The 15,661-nt window shown below is 70.7% G+C and carries 12 protein-coding genes; 7 read left to right on the forward strand and 5 right to left on the reverse strand.

Going from position 1 to position 15,661, the window contains the following annotated elements:
• The first annotated feature begins 20 nt into the window (after positions 1–20).
• The 6 genes from EPA64_RS04350 (at position 21) to EPA64_RS04375 (ending at position 7,872) form a co-directional block, all read left to right on the forward strand.
• Complete coding sequence (locus tag EPA64_RS04350; protein ID WP_425467013.1) at positions 21–1,583, forward strand: ABC transporter ATP-binding protein; 1,563 nt, start codon at positions 21–23, stop codon at positions 1,581–1,583.
• Complete coding sequence (locus EPA64_RS04355) at positions 1,580–2,668, forward strand: ABC transporter permease (RefSeq protein WP_134725021.1); 1,089 nt, start codon at positions 1,580–1,582, stop codon at positions 2,666–2,668. Before EPA64_RS04350 ends, EPA64_RS04355 begins: the two co-directional genes overlap by 4 nt.
• Positions 2,668–3,633 (forward strand): ABC transporter permease, encoded by a 966-nt coding sequence (locus EPA64_RS04360; protein WP_134725022.1) that lies wholly within the window; start codon positions 2,668–2,670, stop codon positions 3,631–3,633. The genes EPA64_RS04355 and EPA64_RS04360 overlap by 1 nt, the downstream gene beginning before the upstream one ends.
• Positions 3,617–4,414 carry a purine-nucleoside phosphorylase gene (locus EPA64_RS04365; protein ID WP_134725023.1) on the forward strand — a complete coding sequence of 266 codons (798 nt, stop codon included), beginning with the start codon at positions 3,617–3,619 and terminating at the stop codon, positions 4,412–4,414. The genes EPA64_RS04360 and EPA64_RS04365 overlap by 17 nt, the downstream gene beginning before the upstream one ends.
• Positions 4,415–4,572: 158 nt before the next feature.
• Positions 4,573–7,011, forward strand: coding sequence for a DNA topoisomerase (ATP-hydrolyzing) subunit B (gyrB, locus tag EPA64_RS04370; RefSeq protein ID WP_134725024.1), 2,439 nt, complete (start codon positions 4,573–4,575; stop codon positions 7,009–7,011).
• A 165-nt stretch (positions 7,012–7,176) separates the two neighbouring features.
• Positions 7,177–7,872: an outer membrane protein gene (locus EPA64_RS04375; protein ID WP_134725025.1), complete on the forward strand. Its 696-nt coding sequence runs from the start codon at positions 7,177–7,179 to the stop codon at positions 7,870–7,872.
• Between the two features lie 133 nt (positions 7,873–8,005).
• On the opposite strand, the gene pdeM is transcribed toward EPA64_RS04375, so the two are convergent.
• The 4 genes from pdeM to EPA64_RS04395 form a co-directional block, all read right to left on the reverse strand.
• A complete protein-coding gene (gene pdeM, locus EPA64_RS04380; RefSeq protein WP_134725026.1) occupies positions 8,006–8,692 on the reverse strand; it encodes a ligase-associated DNA damage response endonuclease PdeM in 687 nt (228 codons plus the stop codon).
• The gene (locus EPA64_RS04385; RefSeq protein WP_134725027.1) at positions 8,689–11,175 is read right to left on the reverse strand and encodes a ligase-associated DNA damage response DEXH box helicase; all 2,487 of its coding nucleotides are present in this window, start codon (positions 11,173–11,175) and stop codon (positions 8,689–8,691) included. The genes pdeM and EPA64_RS04385 overlap by 4 nt, the downstream gene beginning before the upstream one ends.
• A complete protein-coding gene (locus tag EPA64_RS04390) occupies positions 11,172–12,911 on the reverse strand; it encodes a cisplatin damage response ATP-dependent DNA ligase (RefSeq protein ID WP_134725028.1) in 1,740 nt (579 codons plus the stop codon). Before EPA64_RS04390 ends, EPA64_RS04385 begins: the two co-directional genes overlap by 4 nt.
• A 133-nt stretch (positions 12,912–13,044) precedes the next feature.
• On the reverse strand, positions 13,045–14,040 hold the full coding sequence (locus EPA64_RS04395) for a ligase-associated DNA damage response exonuclease (RefSeq protein ID WP_134725029.1): 996 nt from the start codon (positions 14,038–14,040) through the stop codon (positions 13,045–13,047).
• A gap of 115 nt (positions 14,041–14,155) precedes the next feature.
• Here EPA64_RS04395 and EPA64_RS04400 point away from each other — a divergent pair, with 115 nt between their 5' ends.
• A complete protein-coding gene (locus EPA64_RS04400; protein WP_134725030.1) occupies positions 14,156–14,758 on the forward strand; it encodes a glutathione S-transferase family protein in 603 nt (200 codons plus the stop codon).
• Here the strand turns inward: EPA64_RS04400 and EPA64_RS04405 are convergent.
• The gene (locus EPA64_RS04405) at positions 14,701–15,633 is read right to left on the reverse strand and encodes a DMT family transporter (RefSeq protein ID WP_134725031.1); all 933 of its coding nucleotides are present in this window, start codon (positions 15,631–15,633) and stop codon (positions 14,701–14,703) included. The genes EPA64_RS04400 and EPA64_RS04405 overlap by 58 nt on opposite strands.
• Between the last annotated feature and the right edge of the window lie 28 nt (positions 15,634–15,661).

Here is a 15,661-nt window from a genome sequence, read left to right on the forward strand (position 1 = left end):
GCCGGCAGGGGACCGTGGGCCTGACCGCAACGGCCGCCGCCGGGGCGCCAGCGGCCGCGCCGTTCGCCATCGAGCTGCGCGGCATCAGCAAGGCGTTCGGCCCGGTGCAGGCCAACCGCGACATCGCGCTGGCGGTGCCGCGCGGGACGATCCACGGCATCGTGGGCGAGAACGGCGCCGGGAAATCGACGCTGATGTCGATCCTCTACGGCTTTTATCGCCCCGACGCCGGGACCATCCTGATCGACGGGCGCGCGGTGGCGATCCGCGACAGCCAGGCCGCGATCCGCGCCGGCATCGGCATGGTGTTCCAGCATTTCAAGCTGGTGCCGAACTTCACCGTATTGGAAAACGTCATCCTGGGGGCCGAGGACGGAGCGCTGCTGGCGCCGTCGCTGTCGCGCGCACGCAGCGAGCTGCGCCGGCTGGCGGCGGAATACCGGCTGGACGTCGATCCCGACGCCGTGGTGGGCGATCTGTCGGTCGGCCACCAGCAGCGGGTCGAGATCCTCAAGGCGCTGCATCGCCACGCCCGCGTTCTGATCCTGGACGAGCCGACGGGCGTCCTGACCCCCGCCGAGGCCGACCACCTGTTCCGCATCCTGCGGGGCCTGCGCGAGCAGGGCACCACCGTCGTCCTGATCACCCACAAGCTGCGCGAGATCATGGAGATCACCGACAACGTCAGCGTCATGCGCCGCGGCGAGATGGTGGCGACCCGGCCCACCGCCGCCACCACCCCCGAGTCGCTGGCCGAGCTGATGGTCGGGCGCAAGGTGCTGCTGCGGGTGGACAAGGCGCCCGCGCGGCCGGGGCCGCCGGTGCTGGAACTGTCCGGCCTGCGGATGGTGGACGCGGACGGGGTCGAACGGCTGCGCGGCATCGACCTGACCGTGCGCGCGGGCGAGATCCTGGGCGTCGCGGGCGTCAGCGGCAACGGCCAGACGCAACTGATGGAGATCCTTGGCGGCTATGCCGAGCCGGGCGCGACCGTGACCGGCCGTGCGGCGCTGAAGGGCGCGGCCCTGCCGCTGGCGGGCGCCGACGCCGCGCAGCGCCGCCGCGCCGGCATCGGCAACATCCCCGAGGACCGGCAGGCCGAGGGGTTGGTCATGGATTTCGCCGCGTGGGAGAACATGGTCTTCGGCCACCACCGCGATCCCGAATACCAGTCCGGCCCGGTCATGGACCATGCCGCGATCCGCGCACGCACCGCACGGCTGATGGCGCAGTTCGACGTGCGCCCGCCGCTGGGCGACCTTGCGGCGCGCAACTTTTCCGGCGGCAACCAGCAAAAGATCGTCGTCGCCCGCGAGATCGAGGAAAACCCCGCCCTGCTGCTGGTCGGCCAGCCGACGCGCGGCGTGGACATCGGCGCGATCGAGTTCATCCACCGCCGCCTGATCGAACTGCGCGACGCGGGCTGCGCGATCCTGCTGGTGTCGGTCGAACTGGACGAGATCATGGCGCTGTCGGACCGCATCGCGGTGATGTTTGACGGGCGGATCATGGGGGAACGCATGCCCGACGCGGCCACGGCCGGCGAGCTGGGGCTGATGATGGCGGGGGCGGCCGCCTCATGACCCGCCTGCCGCGCTGGGCCGATCTGGTCCTGACCCCGCTGATCTCGCTGGCTCTCGCCTTCGCCATCTCGGCGCTGGTGATCCTGGCCATCGGGCAGTCGCCGTGGATGGCGCTGAAGACGATGGTCACAGGGGCGCTGGGGTCGTCCTATGGCTGGGGCTATACGCTGTATTACGCGACGAACTTTGTCTTCACCGGGCTGGCGGTCGCGGTCGCCTATCACGCCGGGCTGTTCAACATCGGGGGCGAGGGGCAGGCGGCGCTGGGCGGCCTGGGCGTCGCGCTGGTGTGCCTGGCGCTGCCCTGGCCGCACTGGGCGCTGGCGCTGCCCGCGGCGATGATCGGCGGCGCGGCGTTCGGCGCGCTGTGGGCGCTGATCCCGGCGTGGTTGCAGGCGAAACGCGGCAGCCACATCGTCATCACGACGATCATGTTCAACTTCATCGCCGCCGCCACGCTGAACTATGTGCTGGTGAACCTGATGCGCCCAGTGGGCAGCATGGACCCGGCGACGGCGCGGTTCCCGGCCGGGACCGTGCTGCCGCGGCTGACCGACATGGCGGCGGCGGTCGGCATCGAATGGGGCAAGGCCACGCCCGCGAACGTGTCGTTCCTTGTGGCGCTGGCGGCCTGCGGGCTGGTCTGGGCGCTGATCTGGCGCTCACGCCTCGGCTATGAAATCCGCGCCTTCGGCAAGTCGGAACGCGCCGCCCGCTATGCCGGCATCCCGCCCGCGCGCATCACCATCGTGGCGATGCTGATTTCCGGCGGGCTGGCGGGGCTGATGGCGATCAACAACGTCATGGGCGAATCCGGGCGGCTGGTCCTGAACAGCGTCGAGGGCGCGGGCTTTATCGGCATCGCCGTCGCGCTGATGGGGCGCAACCACCCCTTGGGCATCCTGCTGGCGGCGCTGCTCTTCGGGTTCCTGTATCAGGGCGGGGGGGAACTGGCGCTGTTCACCGCGATCCCGCGCGAGCTGATCGTGGTCATCCAGGCGCTGGTGATCCTGTTCACGGGGGCGCTGGACAACATGGTGCGGATGCTGATCGCGCCGCTGTTCGCCCGGCGGGGGACGCCGTGATGGATTACGCCACCGTCCTGCAGATCCTCGACAGCGCGATGCGGCTGACGGCGCCGTTGCTGCTGGCGTGCCTGGCGGGGCTGTGGTCGGAACGCGCGGGCGTGTTCGACATCGGGCTGGAGGGCAAGATGCTGATCGCGGCCTTTGCCGCCGCCGCCGTGGCGGCGGTCACGGGCAGCGTCTGGGTCGGGTTGGCCGCGGGCATCGGCGCGTCGCTGGCGCTGGCGGCGGTGCACGCGCTCGCCTCGATCACCTTTCGCGGCAACCAGCTGATTTCGGGCGTGGCGATCAACTTTCTTGCGTCCGGGCTGACGGTGCTGCTGGGGCAAAGCTGGTTCGGGCTGGGCGGCCGCACGCCGTCGCTGGAGGGGGCGGCGCGGGCCGCGCCGATCACCCTGCCGGGGGCCGAGGGGGTCCGCGGCGTCCCCGTCATCGGGCCGCTTTATGCCGACGTGCTGTCGGGGCACACGCCGCTGGTCTATCTGGCGCTGGCGCTGGTGCCCGCGACATGGTGGGTGCTGTTTCGCACCCGCTTTGGCCTGCGGCTGCGGGCGGTGGGGGAAAACCCCGCCTCGGTCGACACGGCGGGCGTGTCGGTGGTGCGGCTGCGCTGGGCCGCCGTGCTGATCGCGGGGGTGCTGTGCGGGCTGGCCGGGGCGTATCTGGCGACCGGGCTGTCGGCGGGGTTTGTCAAGGAAATGACCGCCGGGCGCGGCTATATCGCGCTGGCGGCGCTGATCTTTGCCAACTGGCGGCCGTGGCGGGCGCTGGGCGCGACGTTCCTCTTCGGGCTGATGGAGGCGGTCGCCAACCGCTTTCCCAGCCTTGACCTTGGGCCGGTCACGGTGCCGTCGATGTTCATGACGGCGCTGCCCTATATCCTGACGGTCATCATCCTCGCGGGCTTTATCGGCCGCGCCACACCCCCCCGCGCCGGAGGCGAACCCTATGTCAAGGAGCGCTGAGCTTGCCCGACTGATCCGCGACCGCGCGGGGTCGGCGCCGCCCGATTACGGGCTGGTGCTGGGGTCGGGGCTGGGGCATCTGGGCGGCATGGTGCAGGGCGTGGGGATCCCCTATGCCGACCTTGACGGCTTTCTCCACGCGGGCGTGTCGGGCCACGTGCCGCAGCTTTACGTCGGCGCGCTGGAAGGGCGGCGCGTCGCCGTCTTTGGCGGGCGGGCGCATTATTACGAAAGCGGCCGCGCCGACGCGATGCGCCTGCCGCTTGAGGTGCTGGCCGAACTGGGCTGCGACCGGCTGATCCTGACCAACGCCGCCGGTTCCCTGCGCGACGACATGCCGCCCGGATCGTTGATGCTGCTGTCGGACCACATCGCCTTCGCCGGGACGAACCCCCTGATCGGCGAGGCGACGGAGGCCCGCTTCGTCCCCATGACCGACGCCCACGACCCCGGCATCCGCGCCGACCTGCGCGACGCGGCGGCGGCCGAGGGGGTGGCGCTGCCCGAGGGGGTCTATTGCTGGTTTTCCGGCCCGTCGTTCGAGACGCCTGCGGAAATCCGCGCCGCCCGCGTTCTGGGCGCGGATGCGGTCGGCATGTCCACCGTGCCGGAAATCATCCTGGGCCGGTTCCTGGGCCTGCGCTGCGCGGCGGTGTCGGTGATCACCAACATGGGCGCGGGGCTGTCGGCGGAACGCATCAGCCACGACCACACCAAGGCGATGGCCCCGCTGGGCGCGGAAAAGCTGGAACGGGTGCTGCGCCGGTTCCTGCGCGACTGAGCGACGCGCCAGCCGCGCCCCGCGGCGCGGCGTTGCGGGCAGGAAAGCGCCCGATGGCCGCCACCGGCGAAAGCGGCGGGCAAGTTTCCGTGTCTTTGCCGTGACATCCCCCGGTCGCGGCGCTATATCAGGCCGGTCAACCGCAGGATTTTTTTCGCATGAGCGCAGCCGCCGCGCCCCAGCCCACCTACGACGCCGATTCCATCAAGGTTCTCAAGGGCCTGGAGGCGGTGCGCAAACGTCCCGGCATGTATATCGGCGACACCGACGACGGGTCGGGGCTGCACCACATGGTCACCGAGGTGGTGGACAACGGCATCGACGAGGCGCTGGCCGGTCACGCCGACTATGTGCATGTGAAAATCCATTCCGACAGCAGCGTCAGCGTGCGCGATAACGGCCGCGGCATCCCCGTGGACATGCACCCGACCGAGGGCGTCAGCGCCGCCGAGGTCATCATGACCCAGTTGCACGCGGGCGGAAAGTTCGACCAGAACAGCTACAAGGTGTCGGGCGGGCTGCACGGCGTCGGCGTGTCGGTGGTCAACGCCCTGTCCGACTGGCTGGAGCTGCGCATCTGGCGGGGCGGCAAGGAACATTTCGTCCGCTTTGAAAACGGCGACACGGTCCAGCACCTGCGCGTCGTGGGCGACGCCGCCCCCGGCGAAAAGGGGACCGAGGTGCGGTTCATGGCCTCGTCCAAGGCGGACGGCGGCACGGGGACGTTTTCCAACCTGGATTACAGCTTCAAGACGCTGGAAGCCCGGCTGCGCGAACTGGCGTTCCTGAACAGCGGCGTCCGCATCGTGCTTGAGGACGAGCGTCCCGCCGAACCCCTGTGCACCGAGCTGGTCTACGAAGGGGGCGTGCGCGAGTTCGTGCGCTATCTGGACCGCAGCAAGCAGGCGGTGCTGGCGAACCCGATCTTTATCCAGGGCGAACGCGGCGGCATCGGGGTCGAGGTCGCGATGTGGTGGAACGACAGCTATCACGAAACCGTGCTGCCGTTCACCAACAACATCCCGCAACGCGACGGCGGCACCCATCTGGCGGGTTTCCGCGGCGCGCTGACGCGGGTCATCAACAACTATGCCCAAACCAGCGGCATCGCGAAGAAGGAAAAGGTCGATTTCACCGGCGACGACGCGCGCGAAGGGCTGACCTGCGTGCTGTCGGTCAAGGTGCCAGACCCCAAGTTCAGCAGCCAGACAAAAGACAAGCTGGTCAGTTCCGAGGTGCGCCCGGCGGTCGAGAACCTGGTGAACGAAAAGCTGGCCGAGTGGTTCGAGGAGAACCCGGCCGAGGCGAAATCCATCGTCGGCAAGATCGTCGAGGCGGCGCTGGCCCGCGAGGCGGCGCGCAAGGCCCGCGAACTGACCCGGCGCAAGACCGCGATGGACGTGGCGAGCCTGCCCGGCAAGCTGGCCGACTGTCAGGAGAAAGACCCCGCGCTGGCCGAGCTGTTCATCGTCGAGGGTGACTCGGCAGGCGGGTCCGCCAAGCAGGGCCGGTCGCGCAAGAACCAGGCGGTCCTGCCGCTGCGCGGCAAGATCCTGAACGTGGAACGGGCGCGTTTCGACCGGATGCTGTCGTCGGACATGATCGGCACGCTGATCACGGCGCTCGGCACCGGCATCGGCCGGGACGAGTTCAGCCTGTCGAAGCTGCGTTACCACAAGATCGTCATCATGACCGACGCCGACGTGGACGGCGCGCATATCCGCACGCTGCTGCTGACGTTCTTTTTCCGGCAGATGCCCGAGCTGATCGAGGCGGGGCATCTTTATATCGCCGAGCCGCCGCTTTACAAAGTCGCCCGCGGCCGGTCCGAGGTCTATCTGAAGGATCAGGCCGCGCTGGAGGATTACCTGGTCCAGCAGGGGATCGAGGGCGCCGCCCTGCGGCTGGGTTCGGGCGAAGAGATCACCGGCGCGGACCTGGCCCGCGTCGTGGACGAGGCGCGGCTGACGCGCCGCGTGCTGCGGACCTATCCGACGAACTATCCGCCCCACATCACCGAACAGGCGGCGATCGCGGGGGCCATGCGCCCCGGCGCCATCGACACGGATGCGGCGGGCGTGGGCCAGGCCATCGCCGACCGGCTGGACGCCATCGCGCCCGAATACGAACGCGGCTGGTCGGCCCGGCCGACGCAGGACGGCGGCGTGCGCCTGTCGCGGATGCTGCGCGGGGTCGAGGAGACGCGCACCCTGGACGGCCCGATGCTGCGGTCCGGCGAAAGCCGCCGGCTGGGGCAGATGTCGGACGCGCTGGCCGAGGTTTACGGCGACCGCGCCGTGCTGGTCCGCAAGGACCGCAGCCTGCCGATCACCGGGCCGGGGTCGCTGCTGGACGCGATCTTCGCCGAGGGGGAAAAGGGCCTCAGCCTGCAACGCTATAAGGGGCTGGGCGAGATGAACCCCGAACAGCTGTGGGAAACCACGCTGGACCCGCAGGCGCGCACCATGCTGCAGGTGCGCATCGAGGACGTGGCCGAGGCCGACGACATCTTCACCAAGCTGATGGGCGACGTGGTCGAGCCGCGCCGCGATTTCATCCAGGCGAACGCGCTGAACGTGGAAAATCTGGATACCTGAGGCCGCCGCGCTGTGGCAAAATGGCCACCATCGGCCGCAGCTGCCGCGCGCGCGGCCCAGTGAAGGGGCTGCGGGCGTTGCAGGGGGGAAACCGCCCCCTTATGTAGACGTTGACGAGGCGAGGGCAGGTTCTGCCTGCACATGCCCCATGAACAGGAGCCTGCCATGACCATCAGATTCGCATCCGCCGTCGCCGCCGCGATCATTGCAGCCGGCGCGGCCCATGCGGGCGGCTTCACCGCGCCCACCGTCGACGTGGCGCCGGTCGAGCCTGTGGTCATCGCGGCCGAACCGGGTGACTGGGCCGGCGGCTATGCCGGGGTGACGCTGGGCTATGCCTTCGGCGGCGACGACGTGGTCGGCGCGTTCGCGGGCGACACCTTCCTGGGCGACCTGGGCACCGAGGAGCTGTCGGGCGCCAACGCCGGCATCCGCGCCGGTTACCGCTGGCAGCGCAACCGCTGGGTCGTCGGGCCGGAAATCTCGTATCAGGCGGGCGACATCAGCGACGAGTTCGACCTGGCGGCGGGCGGCACCTTCGAATCGCAGGTCGACAGCCTGCTGGCCGTCAAGCTGAAGACCGGCTATGCGGTGCGCCCGGACACGCTGGTCTATGGCATCGCGGGCTGGCAGCGCGGCGATTTCACCTATGACGTCGCGGGCGTCGAAAGCGAATACGACGCCGACGGCTATGTCGTGGGCCTGGGCGCGGAACGCAAGCTGACCGACCGCATGTCGGTGACGGGCGAATGGGAATATTCCGACTTCGGCAACACCGATGTCGAGATCGCGCCCGGCGTCACCACCACCGCGACCCCCAAGTTCAGCAACGTCAAGCTGGGCCTGAACTTCAAGTTCTGATCCTCGCGCGGCTCGCCGCGTCTGCCCCAAGGCATCAGGCCGCCCCGATCGGGCGGCCTTTTCCATGCGCGCTGGCCCGATACGCGCCTGATCCGGTGGGTGCGTGCCCTCTGCACGCTTCCCCGCTGCGCGCCTATCCGGCGTGCGCCTGCCCGGCGTGGTGCTGGCCCGCGGCCGGGGGCAGCGGCACCGGCAGGGCGCGGTGCATGCAGACGACGGCGAAACCGCCCGCGACCCAGCGCGCCAGCGCCGGGTCGGCTGCGTCCAGCCCGCCGGTATAGCTGCCGAAGGCGGGCAGGATCAGGTGGCGCGGCCCGACCAGCGCCGCGCGGCGGCGCGCGCCCGCCAGCCGGACGACCGGGTGATAATGCCCGCTGATGTCCGGCCCGTCGCCCTGCGCGTCGTGGCGCAGCGTGACATCGCTCAGCCGCATCGCGGGCAGCATCCGCCCCGGCAGCAGGGCGGCAGGGGCGGGGTCGTGGTTGCCCGCGACCCAGATCCAGTCGCGCCCCGCCGCCATCGATCCCAGCGCGCCCAGCGCCTCGGCCTCCAGCGCCCCGGCGGCCGCATCGTCGTCGAAGCCGTCGCCAAGGCTGACGACCACGGCCGGGTCCAGCGCCGCCATCTCGTCGGAAAGCCGGCGCAGCGTCTCGGCGGTCTCATAGGGCGGCAGCAAGGGGCCGCCGCGCCGGGCCATGCGCTCCGACTTGCCTAGATGCAGGTCGGCCACGACCAGCGCGCGCCCGCCCGGCCACCACAACGCCCCCGAACAGCGCAGTTCCAGCCGCAGCCCGTGCCAGGAAAAGCCAAAGCCGGTCATCGCGGCAACGGCACCGTGCGCGGCCGTGCCCGCCGGGCGCGGGCAGGCGCCGCCACCCGCGCGGGTGCAGGGGCAGGAGCGGGCGCGTCAAGGCCCGTCGCGCCCCCCGTCAGCGTCAGTCCCGCGTCGCGCATCATCGCCTCTGCCTCTGCCTCGGCCAGCCGCATCCGGCCCTGCCCCTCGATCCGGACGCGCCCCATCTCCAGCATCAGGGGCGCGGCCAGGGGGGATACGCGGTCCAGCATCCGGTGGTCAAGGCGCGGGGACCGGTCCAGCATCTCGTCGATGCGGCCGAAATCGACCAGGCCGCGGGCGGCCTCGGTCCGGGTGATCCGCAGCAGCAGGTGGTCGGGGTCGTGGCGGCGCAGCGTGTCATACAGGATGTCGGTCGAAAACGTCGCCTGTTTGCCCGACCTGCGCCCGCCCGGCACGTTGCGGTGGACCAGCCCCGCGACGATGGCCACGTTCTTGAACGTGCGTTTCATCACCGCATTGTCGGCCAGCCAGTCGCCCAGACCCGCGCGCAGCCCCTGGCGGTCCAGCAGCGGGTCAAGGTCGGCCACCGGGTCCAGCGACCAGACCAGCAGCGCATAGTCGGTCGCAAGGAACCCCAGCGGACCCAGCCCCGCCCCCTCCATCGTCCGCGTCAGCAGCAGGCCCAGCGTCTGCAGCGCGTTGCGCCCGGCAAAGCCATAGATCGCCAGATGCCAGCGGCCCATATAGGGGAAGGTCTCGGCCAGCAGCGTGCCGGGCCGGGGCAGGGCCGACACCTCGGCCTGCAGGGCCAGCCAGTCGCTTGTGTCGGCGGGCAGCGCGTCCCAGCGGGCGGGATCGCCGATCAGCGCCAGCACGCGGTGCGACAGTTCCGTGGACATCGCCAGCTTGAGGCCGCTGAAGACGGCGATCTTCGGTTCCTTGTGGGGGTTGGGGCTGACCTCGATCACCAGTTCGCGCAATCCTTCATACCGCACCGTCTGGCCGCCGGTCAGGAAGGTGTCGCCCGGCACCAGCGTCGCGGCGAACGCCTCCTCGACCTCGCCCAGCAGGCCGCCGCCGCGCCGCCAGCGGACCTTCATCATCTCGGCCTCGACGATGGTGCCAACGTTCATGCGGATGTCGCGGGCGGCGCGGGGGTCGCGCAGGCCCCACAGGCCGCCGCGTTCCATGAGGCGCTGCCAGCGATCATAGGCGCGCAGCGCATAGCCGCCGGTCGCGGCGAATTGCAGGCAGTCGTCGAAATCCGCCCGCGTCAGCGCGCGATAGGGGCCGGCGGTCCGCACCTCGGCGAACAGCGCGTCGGCGTCGAACGGTCCCGCGCAGGCGGTCAGCAGCATGTGCTGGCACAGCACGTCCAGCGGTCCCGGGCCGCGATCGTCGCCGTCCAGGTCATGGGCGCGCACAGCCTCCAGCGCGGCGACGCATTCGATCACCTCGAACCGGTTGGCGGGCACGATGCGGGCGCGCGACGGCGCGTTATAGCGGTGGTTCGCCCGCCCGATGCGCTGGACCAGCCGCTTGACGTTCTTGGGCGCGCCGACCTGGATCACCAGATCGACGTTGCCCCAGTCGATCCCCAGGTCAAGGCTGCCGGTCGCGACGACGGCGCGCAGGCTGCCCGCCGCCATCGCCGCCTCGACGCGGGCGCGCGCCTCTCGCGACAGCGAACCGTGGTGCAGGCCGATGGGCAGGTTGTCGTCGTTGGCAGCCCAGATCGCCTGAAAGAACAGTTCGGCCTGCGCGCGGGTGTTGATGAAGATGATCGTGGTGCTGGCCTGCCGCACCGCGTCCAGCACGTCGGGCACGGCGTAATGCCCGCCGCCGCCCGACCACGGCGCCGGGCGGGCGGTGGCCAGCATCGCGATGTCGGGGTCGGGGCCGGGGTCGGCGTGAATGACCGCCGCCCCACCCATGAAGGCGGCCAGCGCGCCGGGGTCTTCGACCGTCGCGGAAAGCCCGGTCGCCGTCAGCCCCGGCGACAGCGTGCGCAGCCGCGCCAGCCCCAGCATCAGCTGGTCGCCGCGCTTGCTTTCCGACAGCGCGTGCAGTTCGTCCAGCACCACCCGGCGCAGGTTGCCGAAGATGCGCGGCGCCTCGGGATAGGACAGCATCAGCGCCAGGCTTTCCGGCGTGGTCAGCAGGATCTGCGGCGGGTCGGTGCGCTGGCGCTGGCGGGCGCTGCTTTTGGTGTCGCCGGTCCGGTCCTCGACCCGGATCGGCAGGTCCAGATCCGCCACGGGCCGCGCGAGGTTGCGCCCGATATCCGCCGTCAGCGCCTTCAGCGGCGAGACATACAGCGTGTGCAGCCCCTGCCAGCCGCCGCTCAGTTCGACCAATGACGGCAGGAACCCCGCCAGCGTCTTGCCGCCACCGGTCGGCGCGATCAGCAGGCTGTCGCCCCGCGCGTCCAGCAGCGCAAGCTGGTGCGGATGGGGCGACCAGCCCTGCCGCGCGAACCAGTCCGCAAAGGCGGGGGGCAGGCTCATTCTTCCTTGTCCAAATATCCCGCGGGGGTGGATGGGGCCCCGGCCCCATCCAGGGGGCGCGAAGCCCCCGCCGCTTCGGGCGCCGCGCGAGCGCCGGGGACATCGCCGTCATCGCCCGCGCCGCCCCGTTTCTTGCGCCCGTGGCGCACGCCCGCCCGCGCCGCCTCGGCGGCAAAGACGTTGGGGGCGTCGATCATTGCGGCCAGCGTCGTCAGCCGGTCGGCCTCGGCCGCGGGCTTGTCCCAGCGGATGCGGCTGACACGGGGAAAGCGCATCGCCACGCCCGACCGGTGGCGGGTCGATCGGTTGACGCCCTCGAACGCGACCTCGACCACCAGTTTCGGGGCGACGGCGCGGACCGGGCCAAAGCGTTCGGTCGTGTTGTTGCGCACGAATCGGTCCAGTTCGCGCAGCTCCTCGTCGGTAAAGCCGAAATAGGCCTTGCCGACCGGCACCAGCGCCTCGCCATCCCATAACCCGAAGGTGAAATCCGAATAGAACCCCGACCGCTTGCCGTGGCCGCGCTGCGCATACATCAGCACCGCGTCCACCACCCGGGGGTCGCGCTTCCACTTGAACCACGGCCCGCGCGGGCGGCCGCCGACGTAAGGCGCGTCGCGGCGCTTGATCATCACGCCCTCGATCACCGGCTCGGGCGGGTCGGCGCGCAGCGCGGCAAGGTCGTCCCAGCTGTCGAACGGCAGCAGGGCCGAGACGTCGATCCGGTCGGACCCGAAATCCGCGGCCTCCAGCACCGCGCGCCGCTGGGTCAGCGGCAGGGCGCGCAGGTCGCGGCCCTGCCAGATCAGCAAATCATAGATCCGCAGCCCGGCCGGGTGGCTGGACAGCAGGGCGCGGCTGACGCCCTTGCGGTTCAGCCGCTGCTGCAGGTCGTTGAAGCTGGCGACCCCGCCGTCGCGCCGGACGATCAGCTCGCCGTCCAGCGCGCCGTCAAAGTTCATCGCCTCGATCACGTCGGGAAACGCGGGCGAGACATCCTCGCCGGTGCGGGAATACAGTCGCCGCACCCCGCCATCGCTGACCGCCTGCACGCGGATGCCGTCCCATTTCCATTCCGCGACATGGTCGGCCGGGTCCAGCGCGCGCAGCTCGTCCAGGTCGGTGGGGGTGGACAGCATCATCGGGCGGAACGGCGCAAGCGACGCGCGTTCGGGGCGGGGGCCACCCTCGATCCAGGCGAACAGCTCGGGGAACGGGGGGGTCAGGCCGTGCCAGATCTCCTCGATCTCGGCCAGGGTCGGGCCGCCCATCTGCGCGAGCGCCGTGCGGGCCAGCCGCGCCGACAGCCCGATGCGCAGGTTGCCGGTCGCCAGTTTCAGGAACGCCAGCCGTTCGGACGGGGCCAGCCGGTCCAGCACCCCCGCGATGGCGGCGGGCAGCCCGGTCTTGCCGGTGGTTTCCAGCAGGCGCACAGCGTCGACAAGCGGCAGGTCGCCGCCGGGCTCTCCCTCCCAGATCAGGGCGATGGTTTCCGCCAGATCGCCCACGAAGTCGTGGGACAGGCTGAACAGCACCTCGTCAAAGCGTTCCGCCGCCAGCCCCCGCAGCAGCCCCGGCGTGACCGCGCGCAGCTTGAGATCGCCGGTCAGCGCGGCGAAGGCATAGCCGCGGTCCGGGTCGGGGGTGCGTTCCAGGTAATGTTGCAGGATCTGCAGCTTGGCGTTGCGCGACGGCGTGAAGGCCAGCCGTTCCAGCAGGGCGGCGAACTGCCTCATGGCGCGCCCCCGGACGGGCGGCCGTCTGCGCCGGGGTTAGGGGCTGCCGCCCCCTGTCTGGCAGAAAACCGTTCGCCGGGCTGTTTTCCGGGCGCTCGGCACACCCAAGGATATTTGCGCAAGGAAAAACCCCTCATTCCGCCTCGTCCTCGTATCCGACCAGCCGCAGCGGCCGGGCGTGAAGGCCGTTCAACTCGCACCAGCGGACCAGCCCCTCTTCGGCGCCGTGGGTGACCCAGACCTGTTCGGGGCGCAGTTCGGCCAGCGTCCGGGTCAGTTGCGGCCAGTCCACGTGGTCGGAAATGACCAGCGGCAGCTCCACCCCGCGCTGCCGGGCGCGGGCGCGGACGGCCATCCAGCCGCTGGCAAAGCAGATCACGGGGTCACGGAAGCGCTGCACCCACGGGCTGGCAAAGGCCGAGGGAGGGGCGATGACCACCTGGCCCTCGATCTCGCGCGGCTGGGTCGCGGGGCGCAGACAGCCCATCTCGATCCCCTGTTCGGCGTGGTAATCGGTCAGCCGCTGGACCGCGCCGTGCAGGTGGATCGGGCGGTCGTATCCGGCCGCCCGCAGCAGCGCGATCACCCGCTGCGCCTTGCCCAGCGCATAGGCGCCGATCAGGTGCGGGCGGCCGGGAAACTCGGCCATGCTGGCCAGCAGCCGGGCGGTTTCCGCCGCAGGCTCAGGGTGGCGGAACACCGGCAGGCCGAACGTCGCCTCGGTCACGAAGACGTCGCAGGGGACGGGTTCCCACGGCTGGCAGACGGGATTCGGGGTGCGGCAGTAATCGCCCGAGACGACGAACACCGGGCCGCCGTCGCAGGCCAGCCGGATCTGGGCCGACCCCAGGATATGCCCCGCCGGATGAAAGCTGACGCGCACCCCGCCGACCTGCGCCGGACCGTCCGCCGCCTGCCGGGTGGCGCAGAAATCCTCGCCATAGCGGATCGCCATGATGTCCAGCGTCTCGCGGGTGGCCATGACAGTCCCGTGCCCCGCCCGCGCGTGATCGCCATGCCCGTGGGTGATCAGCGCGCGCGGCACCGGGCGCACCGGGTCGATGAAGAAATCGCCCGGGGCGCAGTAAAGCCCGGCGTCGGTCGGATACAGGAAATCATCGGCGCGCATTGCGCATCAACCCGGACCGGGCGGTCGGCGTTCCTTGGCCGCCGCCCGCGCACGGTCCTTTATCGGCCGCCGCTTGCGCGTATCATGGCGCCACATGAAACAAAGGGAGCTTGCGATGCCGACCCTGTATCACGCGCCCCAAAGCCGCTCGACCGTGATCGTGGCGCTGGTCCACGAACTGGGCGACCCGGCCGACCTGGACATCGTGCGCGTCACCATCCCCCGGCAGGACGGGTCGGGGGCGCCTGACCCGCAGAACCCGCACCCGGAAAAAAAGGTGCCGGTGCTGGTCGATGGCGACGGGATGATCCGCGAACGCGGCGCGATCATCGTCTGGCTGACGGAACGCTATCCCTCGGACCTGGCGCCGCTGCCGGGGCAGCCGGGGCGGGGCGCGTTCCTGTCGTGGCTGTTCTGGTATCAGGGCGTGTTCGAGCCGGTGGCGATCCTGGACTTCCTTGACATCAGCCACCCCGCCCTGACCGCCTCGTTCCGCGACGTGTCCACCGCGGTCGCGCAGGTCCAGGCGGCGTTGCAGGACCGGCCCTATCTGCTGGGCGACCGCTATTCCGCCGCCGACCTGCTGGTCGCCGGCGCGTTTGCGTTCTTTCGCCAGATGATCCCCGACAGCGGCCCCATCGCTGCGTGGGTGGACCGCTGTCAGGACCGCGATTCGATCCGCCGCGCCGCCGCCGATGACGGCGAGGGCGACGGCTGAGCCGCGGGTGGCGCGACCCGCGCCATCTGCACCAGCAGGATGCCCGCCGCCACGACCAGCGATCCGATGACGTCGGACCAGCCGAACCGTTCGCCCAGCCACAGCGCGGCGATGGCGACGCCCAGCGGCGGCGACAGGAAATGGAACGCGGCGGCGCGGACCGCCCCGATCCGCGTCACCAGCCGGAACCAGATGAACGTCGCAAGGATGCCCGCGACCAGGATCGAATAGAACAGGCCGCCCACCAGCCCCCATGACCAGTCGATGGGGCGCCCCCATTCCAGCGCCAGAGCGGGCAGGACCAGCGCGGCCGACCCGACCGCCATCTGCAGCCCCACGATCATCAGCACGTTCGGCCCGCCCCCCGCCGCCCGCACCGCCAGCGTGGCGACGGTCAGCGCCACCACGGCCGCCATGCACATCGCCAGCCCCAGCAGGTTCATGCCGTGCGACAGCCGCACGCCCATGATGATGGCGACGCCCACGATGCCCAGGACCAGCCCCGCGACGGCCATCGGGCGCAGCCGCTCGCCCATGACCGCCCAGCCGGCAAAGGCCACCAGCAGCGGCATCATCGATGCGATGATGGCCGCGGCCGACGCCTCGACCCACTGCATGCCGACCCAGTTCAGGCCCAGATACAGCGCGTTCTGGCACAGGCCGAACACGACGACGGTGCGCCATTCCACGCGCGTCAACCGCATCGTCTGGCCCATCGCGCGCGCCAGCGCCATCGCGATGACGGCCGAGATCGCGAATCGGATGACCAGCGCGGTCAGCGGCGGCATGTCCAGCACGACGACGCGCGTGGCGGTGAACGCCGACGCCCAGATCGCCGCGAAGCCAAGGCCCATCAGGACGGATTTCAGATCCATGCGGTTTCCCCGTGCGCCCTGCGGCGGT

Source organism: Paracoccus luteus (genome assembly GCF_004522155.1).
Classification (GTDB): domain Bacteria; phylum Pseudomonadota; class Alphaproteobacteria; order Rhodobacterales; family Rhodobacteraceae; genus Paracoccus; species Paracoccus luteus.